This window comes from Candidatus Delongbacteria bacterium (assembly GCA_041675285.1).
Classification (GTDB): Bacteria; CAIWAD01; CAIWAD01; order CAIWAD01; family CAIWAD01; genus CAIWAD01.
The window spans coordinates 20,029-39,756 of the sequence record JBAYTZ010000007.1 but is presented as its reverse complement, the minus strand read 5'-3'; the positions used below and the strand labels follow the sequence as shown (position 1 = coordinate 39,756).

The 19,728-nt window shown below is 68.5% G+C and carries 16 protein-coding genes; 11 read left to right on the top strand and 5 right to left on the bottom strand.

Annotation, left to right across the window (positions count from 1 at the left end):
* Positions 1-5 precede the first annotated feature (5 nt).
* The 11 genes from recD (at position 6) to WC326_08670 (ending at position 13,805) form a co-directional block, all read left to right on the top strand.
* Positions 6-1,682 carry an exodeoxyribonuclease V subunit alpha gene (recD, locus tag WC326_08720; protein MFA7331142.1) on the top strand — a complete coding sequence of 559 codons (1,677 nt, stop codon included), beginning with the start codon at positions 6-8 and terminating at the stop codon, positions 1,680-1,682.
* A gap of 47 nt (positions 1,683-1,729) precedes the next feature.
* Positions 1,730-2,185 (top strand): C-GCAxxG-C-C family protein, encoded by a 456-nt coding sequence (locus WC326_08715; GenBank protein ID MFA7331141.1) that lies wholly within the window; start codon positions 1,730-1,732, stop codon positions 2,183-2,185.
* A complete protein-coding gene (locus WC326_08710) occupies positions 2,182-2,697 on the top strand; it encodes a methyltransferase (GenBank protein ID MFA7331140.1) in 516 nt (171 codons plus the stop codon). Before WC326_08715 ends, WC326_08710 begins: the two co-directional genes overlap by 4 nt.
* Positions 2,698-2,726: 29 nt before the next feature.
* A complete protein-coding gene (locus WC326_08705; GenBank protein ID MFA7331139.1) occupies positions 2,727-3,347 on the top strand; it encodes a YiiX family permuted papain-like enzyme in 621 nt (206 codons plus the stop codon).
* Positions 3,348-3,737: 390 nt separating this feature from the next.
* Complete coding sequence (locus WC326_08700) at positions 3,738-4,136, top strand: GntR family transcriptional regulator (protein ID MFA7331138.1); 399 nt, start codon at positions 3,738-3,740, stop codon at positions 4,134-4,136.
* Positions 4,129-4,989 carry an ABC transporter ATP-binding protein gene (locus tag WC326_08695; GenBank protein ID MFA7331137.1) on the top strand — a complete coding sequence of 287 codons (861 nt, stop codon included), beginning with the start codon at positions 4,129-4,131 and terminating at the stop codon, positions 4,987-4,989. The genes WC326_08700 and WC326_08695 overlap by 8 nt, the downstream gene beginning before the upstream one ends.
* The gene (locus WC326_08690) at positions 4,986-6,032 is read left to right on the top strand and encodes a hypothetical protein (protein ID MFA7331136.1); all 1,047 of its coding nucleotides are present in this window, start codon (positions 4,986-4,988) and stop codon (positions 6,030-6,032) included. Before WC326_08695 ends, WC326_08690 begins: the two co-directional genes overlap by 4 nt.
* 30 nt (positions 6,033-6,062) lie before the next feature.
* Positions 6,063-7,145 (top strand): hypothetical protein, encoded by a 1,083-nt coding sequence (locus WC326_08685; GenBank protein ID MFA7331135.1) that lies wholly within the window; start codon positions 6,063-6,065, stop codon positions 7,143-7,145.
* Between the two features lie 155 nt (positions 7,146-7,300).
* Complete coding sequence (locus WC326_08680) at positions 7,301-8,275, top strand: hypothetical protein (protein MFA7331134.1); 975 nt, start codon at positions 7,301-7,303, stop codon at positions 8,273-8,275.
* Positions 8,276-8,487: 212 nt separating this feature from the next.
* Positions 8,488-12,165, top strand: coding sequence for a hypothetical protein (locus WC326_08675; protein ID MFA7331133.1), 3,678 nt, complete (start codon positions 8,488-8,490; stop codon positions 12,163-12,165).
* Complete coding sequence (locus tag WC326_08670; GenBank protein MFA7331132.1) at positions 12,162-13,805, top strand: hypothetical protein; 1,644 nt, start codon at positions 12,162-12,164, stop codon at positions 13,803-13,805. The genes WC326_08675 and WC326_08670 overlap by 4 nt, the downstream gene beginning before the upstream one ends.
* Positions 13,806-13,927: 122 nt before the next feature.
* Here WC326_08670 and WC326_08665 read toward each other — a convergent pair whose 3' ends face one another.
* The 5 genes from WC326_08665 to WC326_08645 all read right to left on the bottom strand — a co-directional run bounded on the left by WC326_08665 (position 13,928) and on the right by WC326_08645 (position 19,221).
* On the bottom strand, positions 13,928-14,668 hold the full coding sequence (locus WC326_08665) for a T9SS type A sorting domain-containing protein (GenBank protein MFA7331131.1): 741 nt from the start codon (positions 14,666-14,668) through the stop codon (positions 13,928-13,930).
* A 243-nt stretch (positions 14,669-14,911) separates the two neighbouring features.
* Complete coding sequence (locus WC326_08660) at positions 14,912-15,931, bottom strand: T9SS type A sorting domain-containing protein (GenBank protein MFA7331130.1); 1,020 nt, start codon at positions 15,929-15,931, stop codon at positions 14,912-14,914.
* A 280-nt stretch (positions 15,932-16,211) separates the two neighbouring features.
* On the bottom strand, positions 16,212-17,234 hold the full coding sequence (locus WC326_08655; protein ID MFA7331129.1) for a T9SS type A sorting domain-containing protein: 1,023 nt from the start codon (positions 17,232-17,234) through the stop codon (positions 16,212-16,214).
* 204 nt (positions 17,235-17,438) lie between these two features.
* The gene (locus WC326_08650) at positions 17,439-18,479 is read right to left on the bottom strand and encodes a T9SS type A sorting domain-containing protein (GenBank protein MFA7331128.1); all 1,041 of its coding nucleotides are present in this window, start codon (positions 18,477-18,479) and stop codon (positions 17,439-17,441) included.
* A 46-nt stretch (positions 18,480-18,525) separates the two neighbouring features.
* On the bottom strand, positions 18,526-19,221 hold the full coding sequence (locus tag WC326_08645) for a hypothetical protein (protein ID MFA7331127.1): 696 nt from the start codon (positions 19,219-19,221) through the stop codon (positions 18,526-18,528).
* Between the last annotated feature and the right edge of the window lie 507 nt (positions 19,222-19,728).

Sequence of the window (19,728 nt, the reverse complement as noted above, 5' to 3'; positions counted from 1 at the left end):
ATCCCATGCTTGAACTGGTGCGGGAGGAAGGGCTGGGAACCCTGGACCTGGAGCTCGGCCGCCTGCTGGCCCGCCTGGACGGCCGCCCGGCGGCTGCCCCCGCCATCGGGCTGGCCGCCGCGCTCTGCAGCGCCTGGCGCCGGCATCAGCACAGCTGCCTGCCCCTGGCTCACGTGGCCGGCCAGCAGCTGCCCACCGCGGCCGACGCACCCTGGGGAGAGCGGATCCCTTCACTGGACGACTGGCAAGCGTGGCTGGTCTCCAGTCCCGTGGTGGCCGCCGCCGGCGAGGAGGATCGGCCGCTGGTGCTGGAGAACGACCACCTGTACCTGGAGCGCCTCTGGAGTGCCGAGTGCCAGGTCGCCAGGCAGGTGTTGGCCCGCCTGTCCCTGGATGAGGCGCCCGCCGACCCGGACGGAATCGACGCGCTCACGGAGGATCCGGAGCAGCGCACGGCGCTGCGGGCGGCCTTCCAGCGCCGCCTCCTGCTGCTCACCGGCGGACCTGGCAGCGGCAAGACCACCACCGTGGCCCTGCTGCTGGGTCTGGCCCTGGAGCGTCGGCCCGACCTGCGCCTGCGCCTGGCCGCACCCACGGGCAAGGCCGCCGCGCGCCTGCAGGAAGCGCTGGCCGGTCAGCTGGAGCGCCTTCCCGACGCGACGGCCCGCCGGCTGCGCGAGTTGCCGCCGGCCTCCACTCTGCACCGCCTGCTGCAGGAGGCGGATCCCCGGGGCCGGCTGCGCCAGCTGGACTGGCTGGTCGTGGACGAGGCCTCCATGGCCGATCTGCCCCTGATGGCCCGCGTGCTGGCCGCCCTGCCGGACGAGGCCCGCCTGCTGCTGGTGGGGGATCCCGACCAGCTGGCCTCCGTGGAGGCCGGGGCCGTGCTGGAGGAACTCTGCGCCGGGCTGGAGGAGCCGACATCCGTCGACCCGTTGCCTGTGGTGGTGCGCCTGCGCGGCAGCCGGCGCTTCGCCCCGGACAGCGGCATCGGCGGGTTGACGGCCCTGCTGCGCGAGGGTCGCGCGCACGAGCTGCCGGAGCTGCTGCGCGCGGGTCGGCCGGATCTGCTGTGGCTTCCGCCGGGTGGACCGGATTGGAACCGCCGGCTCGAGGAAGAGCTGGAGTCCGGCTATGAGCCGCTGGTCGCCGCGGAGTCCGCCGCAGCGGCGCTGGCGGCGTTGGGACGCTTCCGCGTGCTCTGCGGCCAGCGCCGGGGCCGGCTGGGCGTGGAGGGCCTCAACTTCTGGTGCGAGCGGCGCTGGCGCGGCGGCCCCGTTCCCGCGGTGCGCGCCCCGCTCCTGGTGACGGCCAACGACGCGCGGCTGGGCGTGTTCAACGGCGACGGCGGTCTGCTGGAAGGGCGTGCCGGCGAGGGCGCCCGCTGCCTGCTGTCCGGCGGCGCCGGGCCGCGCGAGCTGCGTCTGGCCCAACTGCCGGGCTGGGCCCCCGCCTGGGCCCTCACCGTGCACCAGAGCCAGGGCTCCGAGTGGGACCACGTGCTGCTCATCCTGCCGGAGGCCCCGTCCTCCCTGCTTTGCCGCGAACTCCTCTACACGGGCGCCACCCGCGCCCGGCGGCGGCTGGTGATCGTGGCCTCCGAGGATGCCCTGCGGCTGGCGGCGGGGCGGCGGGCGGTGCGCTGTTCAGGTCTGGCCGCGCGCCTGCGGCCACCCGTCTGAATCGGTCCGGCGCCCAAGCGTTACCCTGCGTGCAACCGGAGGACCCCATGAATCCCATCGAGCGCGCCCTGCAGGCGCATCAGGCAGGCCACGCCTGCTCCCAGGCCGTGCTGGAGGCCTTCGCGCCAGAGTACGGCCTGGAGCTGGAGACGGCCCAACGGCTCGCGGCGGGCTTCGCCGGCGGCATGCGCCAGGGCGGAATCTGCGGTGCGGCCAGCGGCGCCTTCCTGGTGCTGGGGCTGGCCCTGGCCGGCCCGGATTGTGTCACCAAGGAAGGCCGCAACCGGCTGGCCGAGGTGACGGGCGAGTTCACGCGGCGCTTCCGGGAGCGCGTGGGCGCGCTGGATTGTCCGGACATCCTGGGCTGCGACGTGCGCACTCCCGCGGGGCTGGAGCAGGCCCGCGCCCAGGATCTGTTCGCCACCCGTTGCGCGCCCGCTGTCCGCATCGCGGCCGAACTGCTGGTGGACCTGTTGCCGCCCCGCGCCACGGTGCCGGCGTGAGCCGCCCGCGTTCCGCGCGCCGGTCGTCCGCCCCGCGGGAGCCGTGGTGGCGCGGCAGTCGCGGCGAGGCCTGGGTGCTGGGACAGGTCGTGCTGATGGCCCTGGTCTTCCTGGGCCCACGTACCCTGCCTGGTTGGCCGCACTGGGTCCAAGCGCGCCTCTTCCTGCCGCTGGGCTGCGTGTTGATGGCCGCCGGCGGACTGTTGCTCTTCGCGGCGGCGCTGCGGCTGGGACCAGCCCTGACGCCCCTGCCCTATCCCCGGCCCGCGGCGCGTTTCGTCCGCACCGGCGCCTATGCGTTGGTGCGCCATCCCATCTACAGCGGCGGGCTGATCCTCGCGCTGGGCTGGACCTGCTGCGTGCAGGGCTGGCTGACCCTGGGCTACACGCTGCTGCTCTTCCTCTTCCTGGACCTGAAATCCCGGCGCGAAGAGACCTGGCTGCTCGCCAAGTACCCGGAGTACGCCCACTACCAGCGCCAGGTGAGCAAGCTGATTCCCTACGTCTATTGAGGTCGGATCAGGACACGCGGGGGAATTCCATGACGCGGCGAACCTGGCGACTCCTGCTGCTGCTCGCCCTCTGCGGAGCGATCTCGTGCGGACGGACCGCCAATCGTCCGCTCCAGGACGGCGACCTCATCTTCCAGATCTCCCTCTCCGGCCAGAGTCGCGCCATCCAGGCGGCCACGGGCTCGCGCTACAGCCACGAGGGGCTGATCTTCCACCGGGACGGCCAGCCCTTCGTCCTGGAGGCGGCGGAGTCCGTCCAGGCCACGCCCCTCGAGGAGTTCGCCGCCCGCGGCCGGGACGGACACTTCGTGGTCAAACGCCTGCGCCACGCCGACCGGCGCTTGACGCCCGAGGCGCGGGAGCGCATGTGGGAAGTGGCGCGCGCGCTGGAGGGCCGGCCCTACGATCTGGCTTTCGCCTGGTCCGACGAGCGCATCTATTGCTTGGAACTGGTCTGGAAGATCTACGAGCGCGGCGCCGGCGTGCGCATCGGCCGACTGCAGAAGCTGCGCGACTTCGACCTCACCTCCCCGCCCGTGCAGGCCAAACTGCGCGAGCGCTACGGCGCCTCCCTGCCCCTGGAGGAAACCGTGATCTCCCCCGGCGACATGTTCGACAGCCCCGAGCTGGAGCTGGTGGCCCGATTCTGACGAAGCGCGCCAGGCACCGACCTGGCACCGACCTGGCACCGACCTGGCACCCACCAGGCACCCACCTGGCACCCACCTGGCACCCACCTGGCACCCACCTGGCACCCACTTGGCACCGACCTGGCACCGACCTGGCACCCACCTGGCACCGGCCTGGCACCGACCTGGCACCGGCCTGGCACCGGCCTGGCACCGCATGTCGTCAATCCGTGGATAACCGCCCCGCCTGCTGTTTCCCCGTCCAGCCAGAACGACAGGCCCGGCGGAGAGCGGCCCCGGATTGAAACTTCATGCAGTGGAAAAAACTTGCTCCAGGGGCTTGACTCTCTCCTGGGTGTTTGCGTGGTTTAGTGGTGTAGTCTGATACAACACCAAATCAATGGTGAGGCCATGCAACAACACTGGAACGAGCGGGACCCCATCTTCCTGCAGATCCGCGACCTGATCGTGCGGATGGTGCTGGGGGACGCGCTCAAAACCGAGGAGCAGCTGCCCTCGGTCCGCCAGGTGGCGGCCGAATACGCCGTCAACCCGATCACGGTCATGAAGGCCTACCAGCTCCTCGCGGACGAGGGCGTGCTGGAAAAACGGAGGGGACTGGGCATGTTCATCCAGGCGGGAGCCCGCGAGCGGCTGCTGGCGCAGGAGCGCAAGCAGTTCCTGGAGGTGGAGTGGCCGCGCATCCGGCAACGGATCCAGGCCCTGGGATTGAGCACGGGCGAGCTGCTGGCCGCCGCGGCGCCTGCCGCGCCGGCTGTCGGCCAAGGGGAGGGCGCACGACATGCCTGAGCTGATCCACGCCGCCGGCCTGGGCAAGCGCTACGGGCGCGTCCAGGCCCTGACGGACCTGAACCTGAGCATCCCGGCCGGTCGCATCGTGGGCCTGATCGGTCCCAACGGCGCCGGCAAGTCCACCCTGCTGAAGAGCATCCTCGGTCTGCTGCGCTTCGACGGCGAGCTGACCGTGCTGGGCCTCGACCCGCACCGCGAACGCGCCGCCATGTTGGAGCAGGTCTCCTACATCGCGGACGTGGCCACGCTGCCCGACTGGATCCGTGTTCACCAGCTGCTGGAGTACTGCTCGCAGGTCCATCCGCGCTTCCGCCGTGAGAAGGCCGAGGCCTTCCTGGCCAAGACCGAGCTCAAGCCCGATTTCAAGGTGGCGCGGCTCTCCAAGGGCATGAAGACCCAGCTGCACCTGGCGCTGGTGATGGCCATCGACGCGCGGCTGCTGGTGCTGGACGAGCCCACGCTGGGGCTCGACATCCTCTACCGCAAGGCCTTCCACAGCAGTCTGGTGACGGACTTCTTCGACGAGGAGCGCACCATCCTCATCTCCACGCACCAGGTGGAGGAGGTGGAGCACATCCTCACGGACCTGCTGTTCATCCGCCAGGGGCGCATCGTGCTGAACCTGCCCATGGACGAGGTGCCCGGACGCTTCGCCCAGCTGGTGTGCGGGCCGGACAGCGCCGCGGCGGCGCGGGAGCTTGCGCCGCTGCGGGAGGAGTCGCTGCTGGGCCGCCACGTGTTCCTCTACGACGGTGTGTCACGGGAGCGACTGGCGCCCCTGGGCGAGTTGCGCACCCCCGGGGTGGCGGACCTGTTCGTCGGCCTGATGGGCGAGGGAGGCGCGGCATGAGCGCAGTCCCCGTCGCCACCGCCAACCCCGAGTATCAGGGCGGCTGGCGGCGCCTGGCCATCCTGGTGCGGCGCGAACTGTGGGAGCATCGGGAGCTGCTCTGGGTGCCCGTGGTGATCGGCCTCCTGCACCTGGGTCTGGCGCTGGCGGCGCTGGTGCTGCCCCAGCACCTGCACGGCAACATCGAGTTCGTCCAGGCGAGCGACGGAGACCTTTTCGAGGACTCCTCCGACCCTGGGCGCAAGCCCGCGCCAACCACCGTGACACGCCGCGTGGACTGGGAGACGATGAACCTCTCCGGCCTGCTGATGGTGGCGTCCCACACGCCGGTGGCCGAGCGCGGGGAGTTCCTGCGCGAGGTGTCCATGGGCCACGCCCGGGTGACCCTGGCCATCGGCGGCTTTCTGCTCCTCATCCTGTTGGGGCGCATGCAGAGCCGGGAGCAGCAGACCCGCAGCAGCCTGTTCTTTCAATCCATGCCGCTGGGACCGTGGGAGTACCTGGGCGCCAAACTGCTCACCGCCGTGCCACTGGGCCTGGCCCTGCTCTGGCTCACCATCGTACTGTCCCAACTGGTCTGGCTGCTGGTGTTCAGCGCGGCGGCCTGGGCCCACGGCCACTCCGCCCTCGACCTGTTCTGGCGCCCCGCCCAGTTCCCGGCGGGCTGGTCCGTGCTGGCCGCGCAGATGGTCGTGGACACCCTGTGGTACCTGCCGGGCATCGGCTGGACCCTGCTGCTGGGCAGCCTGGGTGTCAACGCCCGGCGGGGCCAGCGCAACGGCATGTGGATTGGCGCAGGCCTGTTCGCCGCCGTCATGGTGGACCGCCTCTACCTGACAGGGGGCGGGCTCATGGCCTGGCTGCTCCATCACCTGCTGCCCGTCGGGTTCTCCTGGAGCTGGCGCGGACTGGAGTCCACGTCCGCCTGGTTGGGCGCGCCGGCGGGTAGAGGAGGTCCGCTGGATTTGTGGAGCGGCGTGCTCCTCGGCCTGCTGATGATGGCGGCCGCGGTCAAGGTCCTGCACTGGCGCGAAGAGCGCTGAACCGTTCGCGCGACCGAAGGGAGATGACTCATGACGGCTCAAACCGACACCCCCGTCAATCCGCACTTCCGCGGCAAGTTGCGGCGCCTGGGCATGCTGATGCGCCGCGAACTCTGGGAGCACCGGCCCATCTGGATGCTGCCGCTGATCCTGACCAGCCTGGTGCTGGCGGGCAGCCTGCTGGCCCTGGTGCTGCCGGGACGCATCGACGCCAACCTGCGCTCCAACCAGTCCACCATCCACTTCAACGGCTCGGACAGCGAGCCGCCCACCGAATGGCGCGACAGCCTTAGCTTCCACGGCTCCCACAGCAACCTGGCCCGCCTGATCCCGGGACTGGGCGACAGCGGGATCGTGGTGGAACTGGGCGACGTCACCGTGGCCAACCTACTGGACTTCTTCGGGCGTCTGCCCGTGCAGGTGCGCTCGCACATGCTGCTGCTGGTCCTGCTGGTCATCGGCAAGTTCACGCTGCTGCCGCTGGGCTTCATGGCGGCCCTCCTGACCCTGAACATGTTCCGTCAGGAGGCGGCCAACCGCAGCATCTACTTCTTCAAGTCCATGCCGCTCACCGAAGGCGAGGCCGTGCTGGCCAAGGCCCTGGTGAACGGGCCGCTCCTGCTGGTCCTGATGCTCGCCACGGCCGCGGCGGCCCAGCTGATTCCGCTGCTGGTGCTGTCCGGCGCCGCCCTGGTCCACGGGATGAACCCCGTCCCGCTGCTCTGGCAGCCGGCCCCGCTGGCGCAGATCTGGGGACAGATGGCCCGCGAGCTGCTGCTGGACTTCCTGCTCTTCCTGCCCGCGCTGGGCTTCTGCTACGCGCTCAACACCTGGCACTCCTCCCGGCGCTTCGCGGCGCTGGTGGCCGTGGCGGGCCTGGCCATGCTGGACCGGCTCTACCTGACGGGTGGTGAACTGGCCCAGTGGATCACCCGCCACATCGTCCCGCCGGGCTGGTCCTTCCGCGGGCCGCAGGGCGACGTCTACGTGGAGGCCATGCAACTGGCGGAGGAATCAGTCGTCTCGTGGCCGGACCTGGCCGGCGGCGTGCTGGTGGGCCTGGCGCTGCTCTACGCCTCCACCTGGCTGCTGCGCTGGCGCGAAGAAGCCTGACCCGAACCCGTGACACAGTCGAAGAGCCGGCCCCGCGCCGGCTCTTCCCGTTGCGCGTGCTCACGAAACCGCGCCAAACCCTCGGCCCTTCGATACCTTGCTCCCGGCATCCCCCCAGACCACAGCCTTCGTGTGACACCACAGGAGACCCGCGCATGACCACCGCCGCCACCAGCCAGGGCCAGAACTCCAGCGGCGACCGCGGGCACTCCTTCGCCCTGTTCCTGCTGCTGGGCTGGATCGTGTGCGTGGCCGGGCCGCTGGGCGACCGGGGCCACCCCGACCTCTGGGGCCTGCTCGCCATCTTCCTGCTGCTCTGGCAGGGCTGTCGGCTGGTCCCCTGGCGGGGCCTGACCCTGCGGCGGCACCTCAAGGGCTGGGCCTGGGCCTGCCTGACCGGCGCGCTGGGCTCTGCGGGCACGGCCGGGTGGCTGGCCCTCGGCGCGAGCGACCCTGAGCGGCTGTTCCTCGCGCTCTGGCTGGGGATTCTGGCCGCCCTGCTGGTGTGCGCGTCCCTGGTGCTGGCGGCCGCCCTGCGCTGGGTGCGCGGACGGGTGGAGCGGGACTGGTCCGGCGCGCCCGCCTGGCTGCCGGCCTCGCGCAGCCTGAGCTTCCTGGCCCTCAGCGCCCCGGTGTTGAATCCCGGCTGGCTGGGCCTGGACCGCCATCCCTACCCGCTGGGCAGGGAGGCCGTCCCCGGGCTGCTCGTGCTGATGCTGGCCGTGCTCTGGCGCCGCTTCGGACGCCCGGCCCTCTCCGCCCGGCTGCTCGAACACCCGGCGTGGCTGGGACAGGCCGTGGTGGCCGGCTGCGGGCTGGCCTGGGCCCTCGACCTGACCTGGCTGGTCCACGTCCACCGCCTGCCCGCCCTCGTGCTGGAACCCATGGTCTTCTGGCCGGGCGTCCTGCCGCTGCTGGCCGGCGCCGAGTTGCTGGTGCTTACGCTGCTCTGGCACCGGCGCCCGCTGCCCGACGCGCAGCCCCGACCGCTGGGCCCTCTCCCGCTCTGGTGCTGCGCGGCCGCCCTGCTATTGGCCCTGGCGGCCCATCGACCCGGACTGGCCCTGGCGGCGGGACTGCTCGCCGGCTGGCTGGAATTGTTCCGCCCGGCGGCCCGCTCCACCCGCTGATTCCAGCGTCGGGACCTCCGCCTTGCCTCTGGAGGCCAGTCCTGAAGCCCGGCAGCCTGTCCAATTTCCGGCGGGATGGGCAACCCGGTGGAATCAGTACGGGTTTGCTTCCATTGCATCACGTTGAATATCAAAGGATCAACAGCTGGATCGGGCTGGCGCTATTTTTGCTCTACAGCGTAGGCTGAAGGAACCCAGAAAGGCAGCCCCCCATGCTCCTGCGCCCATTCCAGTTGTCTCTGCTCACCGCCCCGGCCCTGGCCCTGGCGGGACTCTGCCTGGCGCCCCTCGGTGCCCCGGCCGCCCCCGCCTCTCCGCCCGCGGGATTCACCCCCGGACTGCGGCTGCTGGCCCTGGATCCCGCCGAGGGCGGCATGTCCCCGGCACTCGACCTCAGCCTGGCCTGCGCCGGCGTGCGGGAGGGCCGTGGCGTGCTGCGGCTGGGCAGCCTGGCACCCTGGGGAGACGGCCGGTTGGAAGTGAAAGCCCCGGACGGTCAGCGGCTGGTGCTGGAGGGACGGGAGCGTCTGAGCTGGCAGATGTCGACGGCTGGCATCTGGAAAACCCTCGCCAGCGTGCGCCCGGAGATTCGCCGGGAGCGCGGCGCGGCCGTGCTGGAGCTCTGGCTGCCGGCGGAGTGGACCCTCTGGAGCCGCCTGCTGGAATCCGGCACCGGACTGAGCCTGGCCACCCGTGCCGGAGCCGGCGCGCCGCTGGCCGACGAACTGGAATCCGCCCGGGAGGGCGAGCGCAGCGATCATCACGTGGCTTTCGTCCACCACGGCAACCAGGGCCTCACCTGGACCGACGTGCTCTGGGGCGACGAGGCCGATTCCCACGAACAGCACTGGAGCGAGTACCTCGACACGGGCAGCGAGCACCGCGGTTTCGATGAGCTGCTGGGCCTGCACGACGTGCTCGACGTGCCCGGCAACTTCCACGTCAGCGGCCCGCTGCAGAGCGCGGCCCAGTGGTACTACCCGGACGGCACGGTGGAGGGCTGGAACGACTGGCTGGCCCGCGGCGTGACCGAGGGCTGGGCCGGCATGCTCACCAGCGCCTACGCCCAGCATATCATGCCCTTCGTCCAGGACAGCATGAACGACTGGGCCGTCCACACCCACAGCCAGATGACCGCCTGGCGCTACGGCTACACGCCCCACGTGGCCTGGGTGCCCGAGCGCGTCTGGGTCAGCCCCGAGGACAACGACGGCAACCCCTGGAACACCGCCGCCCACGTGCTGGACTGGATCGGCGACGACTGGCTGCCCCACGGCGTCTACGGCGTCCTGCTGGACCAGGAGGAGCACTGCGACTACCAGAACAACTGGGCCAACGACCGCCACATCTACACCATCCCCGTGCCCGGCCAGGGTGACTTGAACGTCATCCCCATCAACGGCTCGTTCACGGGCAACTGCCACCACGACGCCGGCGCGGCCTGGAACATGATCCTGGGCACCTCGCCGGACGAGCTGCTGGTCTACGGCACGGACTGGGAGGTGGCCGCGGAGGTGGCGGGCTTCGCCGGGCAGTTCCCCAGCGCGCTCAACAACATGATCTGGCTCGTGCAGCAGATCGCCGCCAGCGGCGGCTCCGTGGAGTCCATGAAGCTCGACGCCGCCCTGGGCGGTTTCGGCGGCGGGGCCATCAACCTGCAGAACGGCACCTACGGCCTGCTGGGTGGACGCGGCGGCTACGGCAGCGACTGGCTCAGTCCCGGCACGGCCAATTCGTGGTACGGGCACTTCGCCGGCGCGCCCGCGCACAGCGACCAGCACGTGCCGCAGTGGAACTACGGCCAGGCCTGGAACGACGCCTGGAGCTGGCTGATGGGCAACCCGGACAACAAGCTCTCCACCCTGGCCTGGTACGTGCTGATGACCAACGTCTACGAGACGGGCTGGCACGACGGCGGCGAGATCAGCGGCTGGATCCACCGCTATTCCTCCCATATCAAGAACGCCCGCGTCTACGCCGAGGCGGGCCGCTGGTGGGGCGGGCAGGCCTGGCAGGGCACGGGCGCCCAGCTGGCGGACGTGGACGCCGACGGCGTGGAGGAACTGGTCCTGCACAGCGACCGCGTGCTGGCCGTCTTCGAGCCCGCCGGCGGCCGCGCGCCCTGGATCTTCGCCAAGGATTCCACGGACGCCGCCAGCCTGGTGGGCAGCTGCAGCGCCTACTGGGTGGACACCGAGGGCGACTTCAACGACGGCTCCTCCAACAACCACGTGGCCGCGTTCAGCGATGTCAGTCCGCTGCTGGAGAACGATCCCTACGCCCTGAGCGTGGATTCCGTCGGCGTGGGCTTCGCGCGCGTGCGTCTCAGCCACGCCTCGGGCCTGGTGAAGACCTTCAGCCTGCGCGCCGGCGAACCTTTCATCACCTGCGACTACGACACGCCCAGCGAGACCCTCGTCAAGAGCGGTTTCACGCCGGACTACCTGGATCTGCTCTGGAACGGCTCCACCACGCGGCTCTGGGATCCCGGCGCCGCCTGGCCGCAGAGCGACTGGCTGGGCCAGCGCAACACCACCACGGGCTGGACGGCGGCCCTGGTGCTGGGCAACGGCGGCGCGCAGCACGCCGGTGATTTCCAGGGCACGCTGGTCAAGGGAGATGAGATCAAGGGCGACGGCCGCTTCCGCTTCCTGTTCTACGCCGGGCGCAGCACGGCTCCCGACGCGCAGGGTCAGGTGCCGGAACTGGTGTCCCTGGCGCTGACAGACCTGGACGTGAAGGGTCCCGAGCTGGCGGACAGCGCCCCCTGGCTGGCGCCCGACCTGGCCGTGCTGGACTTCAGCGAAGCCGTGGACGAGGCCAGCGCGGAGAACCCGGCCCACTGGAGCCTGAGCGGCTTCCCCGGCGGCGTCAGCATCCTCTCGGCGGAGCGTCAGGCCTGGACCCGGCGCGTGCACCTGCGGCTGGCCGGCCTCTCCGGCGGGGTGGGCGGCAGCATCACGGCCACGGGCGTGACCGATCTGGCGGGCAACCTCGTGGACCCGGCCCACGACACGGCGCTCTTCGCCGTGCCCAACGGGCTCACGCCGCACACGCCCCTGGTGGATGGCGCGCAAGACTTCATCCGCGCCACGGAACTGCTGGAGAATCGGGCGGACAGCCTCTTCCTCACCTGGGACGCCCAGGCGCTCTACCTGGCCTTCCGGGGCCGCAACCTGGCCACGGGCGATTTCTTCGTCCACCTGGACACGGACGGCGTGGCCGGCAGCGGCGCCCCGCGCGACTCCTGGAGCCGGATCGGCTTCAGCAGCGCGCGCCGGCCCGAGTACTCCGTCGCTGTGGAAGGCGGCGGCAACAGCATGCAGATCAACCACTGGACGGGGGCGGCCTGGACCTACATGGCCTTCGGCAGCCACTCGGGCAGCAGCTACGAGGGCTGGAGCGGAAATCTGCTGACCGAGCTGCGCATTCCCTGGAGCGAGCTAGGCAACCCGACCCAGCTGGCGCTCTGCGCGGGCTTCACCCAGGAAGCCAGCCAGGTCACCGTGCTGGCCTGGCCCCAGGCCAATCCGGTGGGGACCAACGTCACCTACGGCAATTGGTTCACCTTCACCCAGCCGCCCATGGACGGACCCATGCCCCGGATGGGCGTGGCGCCCAACAATCCCGTGCCCACAGCCCCGGCCGCGCCGCTGGTCAGCGTCACGCTGCTCGCCGACGGCACGCTCAAGCTGGACTGGGAGCCCGTGGCCGGCGCCCTCAGCTATCGGATCTACGCTCTCGCGGCGCCCTGGGACGAGCCCGGGCCCACCCCCCTGGCGGAGACGCCCGCCAGCGAATTCATCCTCCCGCCCTCCGGCACGAGCGGCTTCTTCGTCGTGCGGGCAGGCAACACCCAATCGCAACCCAATTCAAGAGGTCTTCGATGAAACTCTTTCCCCGACTTTCCGCCGTCGCCGCCCTGCTGGCCCTGCTGGCCCAGCCCGCCGCGGCCCTGGTGGAGCAGAGCTACTTGCAGTGGCAGGAGTCCGGCGACACGGTGCCCAACAGCGCCGACGTCCGGGTCTACGCCCGCTACCTGAAAACCGGCTGCTCGGGTGCGTGTGACAGCACCGAATGCGCCGACGTGACCAAGACCCTGTTCTACCGCGCCCAGGGCGAAACCACCTACTCCAGCGTGCCCATGCAGCTGAACATCGGCGACTGCTACGATCCCCTGGACGAGCATTTCGCCGACATCCCCATGGCGGCCCTGAGCGGCGACAGCGTGTTCTTCTACTGCGAGTTCGCCGACGTGGACGGCGCGGCGGCCTTTACGGCGCGTCCGGGCAGCCCCGAGGCGACCTTCAACGCCGCCTCCCCGGCCTTCTACCTGGTGGAGAACGCCACCACCGAGGACTTCACCCTGCACGTGGTGGGCGACTTCCACTGTGTCACCAACAACGGCCAGGGCCCCGGCATCTCCGGCTCCTTCAACGGCTGGGTCTACCAGGCCATGACCCAAGTCAGCCCGCGCGTCTACGCCACCGACATCGTCTGGCCGGCGGGTTCCGCCCTGACCATCGAGTTCAAGTTCCGCAACGGCACCGACTGGGAAAGCCTGCCCGGCGGTCCCTTCGCCAACCGCGAGTTCACCGTGCCCTCCGGCGCCACCACCGGCGAATACAGCGGCTACTGGAACGACGAAGCCGAGTGCCCCTGCGTCGAGGCTCCCCTGGGCGCCAACGCCATGGTGATCTTCGCCGTGGACCTGCAGCACCAGGATCCCGCCAGCTACGCCGGCGGCGTGGGCATCCGCGGCACGCGCGCCCCGCTCAACTGGGATACGACCCTGGCCTTGAGCGACGTGGGCCATCCCGGCCTGTTCTCGGGCATGGTGATCTTCCCGGCCGGCACCTTGAACACGCTGGAGTACAAATTCCTCAAGAGTGCGGACGGCACGGCCTGGACCTATGAGGACGGCGTCAATCGCCGGCTCTGCATGGCCCCCGGCTTCACCGCCCTGCCCAACGCCTTCTTCAGCAACTACGTCCCGCCCGCGGGCACCACGGTGCCCATCACGGCGCACTTCAGCCAGGACATGAACTGCATCGGCACCGTGAGCGGCGTCTCCCTGCAGGGCAACGTGGCCCCGCTGGACTGGACGGCCGGCAGCATGCCCATGACGGATGCCGACCTGGACGGCGTCTGGGAAGCGGACGTGACCTTCCCCGCCGGCTCCGTCTTCGACGTGGAGTACAAGACGGCCTTCACCACCGACGGCAGCACCTGGAACTGGGAGGACAACATCACCAACCGGCCCTTCACGTTGGATGATGCCACGCCCAACATGACCCTGCCGCCCACCGCCTGGGACGACTGGTTCTGCCCGCCCAACCTGGAGATCGTCTACTCCAGCGGCCAGGTGACCCTGAGCTGGACGGCCGTGCCGCTGGCCACGGGCTATCGCGTCTACAGCCAGATCGACGGCTATCCCGCCCCGGCCACGCTGGAGACCACCACCACCAACACCACCGTGACCCTGCCGGCCACCGGCCGCGCCTTCTACGTGGTGACCGCCGAGAAGTAAGACTCCCGGCCTGCGCCAACTGCAAACCGGCCCCCTGCGCAAGCAGGGGGCCGGTTCTTTTTGTGCGGTTAGGACGGACTGGCGCGGCTTTGCGAACCGGCCCCGCCGGGGGACGCGCCAGCCTACTTCAGATAGAGGATCTTGCGCGTGACCGCCCGGCCGTCGGATTCCAGCCGGCACAAGTAGAGGCCCGAGGCCAGCCGGGAGGCGTCGAACAGAACGTTGTGGACACCGCGCGGCATCCGGCCCTGGGCCAGCGTGCGCACCAGTTGGCCGCCGGGGTTGTAGACTCGCAGAGTGACATCCTGGCTGGCGGGCAGCGTGTAACTGAGACTGGTCGTCGGGTTGAAGGGGTTGGGCTGGGCCTCCCCCAGGGCGAAGCTCAGGGCCTGGGGCGCGGCGCCCTCCTCCAGGGCCGTGTCACAATCCAGGGTGTCGAAGACAGGCATGGCGGCGGGCAGGTTGACGGGAAAGGGCGTGCCGAGCTGGTAGGGGTAGGCGAAGTTGACGCCCCGGGACCAGCTCAGGACGGGGCTGCCGGCCGGGCAGCTCAGGCGCAGCTGGACGTCGCGCAGCACCACGCTGGCGCCCTGGTTCAGCAGCTCTTCCAGCTGGTGGGCGGGATCGGAATCATAGGCCCAGATCAGCCCCACCATCACCGGGCTGCCGCCCACGACCCGCTGATTGGCGGCCAGCCGGACCACGGCGACGCCGTCCACCTCCAGCAGGGCGTCCGCCGACAGGAACTCGACGCCGTTGTAGTCCCCCGTGCCCAGGCGCTCCAGCGGGAAATTCAATTGCAGATTGGCCTGCGCGCTGGCCGCCCACAGCCCCAGGCCCAGCCATCCCAGTCGAATGCGCATCGCCGTTCCTCCCGCTCATCGTGAAATCCCTGCGCCGGCAAGGAAGCACTCTCGCCGCAGCCGCACCAGCCAAGTCGCCCCGCTCTACCCGTCAGGCGCGGTCGCGGAATCCCTGCACCCGCACCCGCACAACCCGCCGTCCACCGCGGTCAGGGGGCCTGCGCAGACGCCGGCGTCATCCGGCCAGAGCGAAAACGCCCCCCGAGGGAGGGCGCTTCGGTTTCGACAGCGTTGGGATGGCGCCTACTTGACTAAGAGCAGTTTGCGCGCGGCGGCGCTCCGGGTCGCCGAGGTCAGCGTGCTTACGTAGACGCCGGAGGCCAGCTCAGCGGCGTCGAACACCACCTTGTGCTCGCCTCGCTCCACCAGGCCGTTCACCAGGGTCCTCACCAACTGGCCCTGCGTGTTGTACACCTTCAGCGTGACGACTTCGGTCTCCGGTACCGAGTAGCTCAGGGTCGTGGTGGGGTTGAAGGGATTGGGAACGGCCTCGCCCAACCCAAACCCGGCGGGCCCTTCCGTCGCAGCCACTTCGTCGTCCACGACGCAGGTCACCACACCGTGCGTTGTCACGATTTCACAACTCGTTGGACCCGCATGGCTGCCGACAAAGGTGACTACCACCTCCTGACAGGAATCTCCTGGCACCAGATACTCTTCCGGGAAAACGGAAAAGGCCGGGCATTCCGCCACCAGGCTTCCCGCCACCGGTGGACAGGCCACGGGTCCCGGATTGCAGATCCAGAAGGACATGCTGACCGGGTCGGCCTGCCCGACGCGTCCAAAGTCCAGCGTGGAGGGTGCAAGCGCCAATTGCCCCGTGCAGCCACATACCAGGGTTGGAAAGGTTTGCGGCGGACAGGACTGCGTAAACCAGGTATGGGACCCTAGCTCGTAGAGGATGGGACTGCTCCCGCAGGTCTGGCTGAGGGAGTTGCTGCCGTCCGGGCAGGTGAGCGTCAGGCGGATGTTGCGCAGTTGCACCAGCGCACCGTCACCCTCGAGCCACTCCGCGAAGTCGCTGTCATAGGCCCAAACCAAGGACACCTGCTCCGGACTGCCCCCTTGGAAAATCTGGTTGGCAGGCAGGCGCCCGGCGATTTCCACGCCATCCACCACGAGAATGGCGTCCGCACTCAGGTTTTGGACGGTGTTGTAGGGTCCCGTTCCCAGCCGCGCGACCGGGAAGCTGAACTGCACGTTGGCCCGGCTGTCCAGACCAAGCCCAAGCAGCAGCACAAGCCACAGACTCCAACTCTTCATGGTCCCCCCCTGCCGGCGACACGAACATAGGATCGACTCATGCCCAGTGGCCAGCGCGTCTAACGGTGATGGACTTCCAGGTAGGCGGGCGCAACATAGGACCAGGAAGTGCCGGTCACAAGCCGAATCCTGCGGGTCAGGAAATGCGCCCCGACTCTGTCAGATCAAGTGGACAGCTGACCGTTGACAACGGGCAACGGGGGCGGACAAACTCGAGCAGCCACAAAAAAGCGCCCCCCGCCAAAGCGGGGGGCGCAGGATCAGCAGGCTGTGAAGCAGCTTACTTGACCAGGACCATCTTGTGCATGGCGCTCTGGGAAGCGGTCTTCAGCGTGTAGACGTACACACCGGATGCCAGGTCGCTGGCGTCGAACACAACCTTGTGCTCGCCACGCTCGACCATGCCGTTCACCAGGGTCTTCACCAGCTGGCCGTTCGTGTTGTACACGCTCAGCACGGCTTCCTGATTCTCGGGAACCGAGTAGCTCAGGGTCGTGGTGGGGTTGAAGGGGTTCGGATAGGCTTCGGACAGCGCGAAGACCGCGGGGGTCTCGGTGCCGGCCACGATGTCGTTCACGATGCAGGTCACGGTGCAGTCGCCCAGCAGCAGGTCGCAGACGATCGGGCCGGAGTGGTCGCCGACGAACTCGACCAGGACGCTCTGGCACTCGCCAGCGGCCAGCAAAAAGTCAGCGCCGGCTACGATACTGAAGGCCGGGCAGCTCTCGGTCACGGTGCCCACCAGGATGTCGCCACCGACGTTGCAAACCTGGAAGCTCTGCTGCACGGGGGCAGGATTGTACACGGTGCCAAAGTCAAGGCTGGTGACATCAACGCCACAGATCGGGAACGGATCGCACATGAGGGTGGCGAAGACCGGCATGGAGGTCGGCAGGGTGCCTGGGAAGGGAGTTCCAAGGTTGTAAGCGTACTGATTATTTGCGCCACGAGCATACGTGAACACATAATTTGTGTAGTGCGGGCAGGTCAGGTACACTTTGACGTCGCGGATGGCCACGAAGGCACCCTCTTCGCCGATCAGGAACTCGAGGTTGTAGGTGGCGTCCGAATCGTAGGCCCACACCAGGGAGACGGCCAGCGGGCTGCCGCCTTCGAAAATCACGTTGGCCGGGATGCGGGCGACGTCCGTGCCGTCCACCGTCAACATGGCGTCGGCGGACACGTTGCCCACCACGTTCTCGGGGCCGACGCCGAGCTTCGTGGAGGGGAAACTGAGCTGCAGGTTGGCCGAACTGGTCGTGGCCAAACTGCATAGCGCCAAGGCTGCGAGCACATGCTTCATCTCTTGTCTCCTTGCTACAGGTTGAGCTTATCCACTTGGGGCAAAGCCCTCTTGGGTTACGGAAACAGCAGCAATTACAAGGCCAATCATTCGATAACTGAAGCGGCGTGCCGTCAATGCTCCGTCCAACACAACTACGACCACACTACAAAAAGCGCCCCCCGCCGAAGCGGGGGGCGCAGGATCAGCAGGCTGTGAAGCAGCTTACTTGACCAGGACCATCTTGTGCATGGCGCTCTGGGAAGCGGTCTTCAGCGTGTAGACGTACACACCGGAGGCCAGGTCGCTGGCGTCGAACACAACCTTGTGCTCGCCACGCTCGACCATGCCGTTCACCAGGGTCTTCACCAGCTGGCCGTTCGTGTTGTACACGCTCAGCACGGCTTCCTGATTCTCGGGCACCGAGTAGCTCAGGGTGGTGGTGGGGTTGAAGGGGTTCGGATAGGCTTCGCCCAGCGCGAAGACCGCGGGGGTCTCGGTGCCGGCCACCTGATCGTCCACAGTGCAGGTGAACACGCCATGGTCGGTGATGATGTCACAGACCGTCGGTCCACCACGGACGCCCGTGAAGGTCACGGTGAAGATCTGGCACTCGCCCGGGGCCAGCACGTAGTTCAGGGGCTCAACGGAGAAGACGGCGCAATTCTCGGTCACCGTGCCACCGATGGGCGGGCAGTCACCAACAGCCGTGTTGCAGATTTCGAAGGTCGTGGTCTGCGGAACATTGGTGATCACCGTTCCGAAATCATAGCCAGCCGGCGCAAAGGTGAAGCCAGGCTCGCAAGCCGGACCGCAGGGCTCCAAGGTGGCGAAGACCGGCATGGAGGTCGGCAGCGTGCCCGGGAAGGGAGTGCCCAGGTTGTAGGCATACTGGTTGCTCACGCCACGGGAATAGGTCAGGACCTGCGGCGGATCGCAGGAGCTGGTCAGGTACACCTTGACGTCGCGGATGGCCACGAAGGAACCTTCCTCGCCGATCAGGAACTCGAGGTTGTAGGCGGGATCCGAATCGTAGGCCCACACCAGGGAGACGGCCAGCGGGCTGCCGCCTTCGAAGATCACGTTGGCCGGGACGCGGGCGACATCCGTGCCGTCCACCGTCAACATGGCGTCAGCGGACACGTTGCCCACCACGTTCTCGGGGCCGACGCCGAGCTTCGTGGAGGGGAAATTGAGCTGCAGGTTGGCCGAGCTGATGGAAGCCAGGCTGACAACGGCCAGAGTTCCGAGCAGAATCTTCTTCATGGGTAAACTCCTTGGGTTATGATTGATGCTTTTGCTTCAGTTGCGCTTAGTTCAGCTCGACCGACGTGGCAGCCTTGGCGACCTTCATCGGAGCCGTGCTCGTGGTGGCCACAGCACCCGTGGGGATGGTGTAGTCCCAGGTGAAGGCGGCGCCCGTGCGCATCACGTAGGAGCGACCGGCGGTCAGGTCATAGCCGAAGCTGCCGCTGTACACGTAGGTCAGCCAGCCACCGTTGTACTCCAGGACGATGTCGCCGGTGTTGAAGCCGTCGGCGACCAGCGTCAGGTCGTTGGTGTCCAGATCCACGTCCATGGGCAGGGGGTTGCCGAAGCCGACGTAGGTATTGGCACCCGGGAAGGTGGCCAAGGTCACGTTGGTGCCTTCGGGGATGACGTCGCCCGCGACGACCAGGGTGGCGGCGGCGCCGTGGTTGTTGCGATAGATGTACATGCCGTTGTAGTCCAGGGTCAGGCCGCCCCAGGTGTTGTCCGGCGTGTAGCTGTAGGTCAGCCAGCCACCGTCATAAGCCAGGATCTGATCGCCGTTGAAGCCCTGGGTGCCCAGGACGCTGACGGCCGGCATGTCAACGCCCAGGCCCTTGGGGCAAGCGCTGAAGGCCGTGTAGGAACCGGCGGTGGTGGAACGGCTGATGAAGCCGACGGTGTTGGAGGGCTCAGACTCGACGGCCAGAGCGGCGGCGGCCAGGACGCCCGTCAGTGCGAGGGTCAGCAATTTCTTCATGGGGAACTCCTCTTCGATGGGTTATTGTCACAGGTTGAATCCTGGGGAACTCTATGCAAAGGCAGGGCCAGTTTTGATGCACCTGGCGCCCTGCCGCCATTGGGCATAATTCCATTCTACAACAACCACTTCCGCTCTCACTGCAGCCTGCCGGCGCCACCTGTCCCACCGCCCACCCGGCAAGCGTGACTCCAGGGCCACGTGACTCCGGCGTCCCCGTGTGACTCTCGCGTCACTCAATCGACCCCGTTCTATGTTGATATGGATCGCGCGCCACCCCAAAGCCGGAACTCCCCAGGCCGTTCAGTTTGGGTGGCGATCGGCTCATCTGTGGCGCTCAGCTCTCCTCGGCCGTGAGAGTTTTGGTGCCCATTCCGTGAGGCCCTTGAACACGAAGGTTCGAAGGCTCGAAGTGGTTGCTGGAGGGGTCGGTGTGGCTCTTCAACACAGAGTCACAGAGGCACAGTGAAGTCGTGCGACAGGTGGAGTCATTGATCGAGTGAGGTG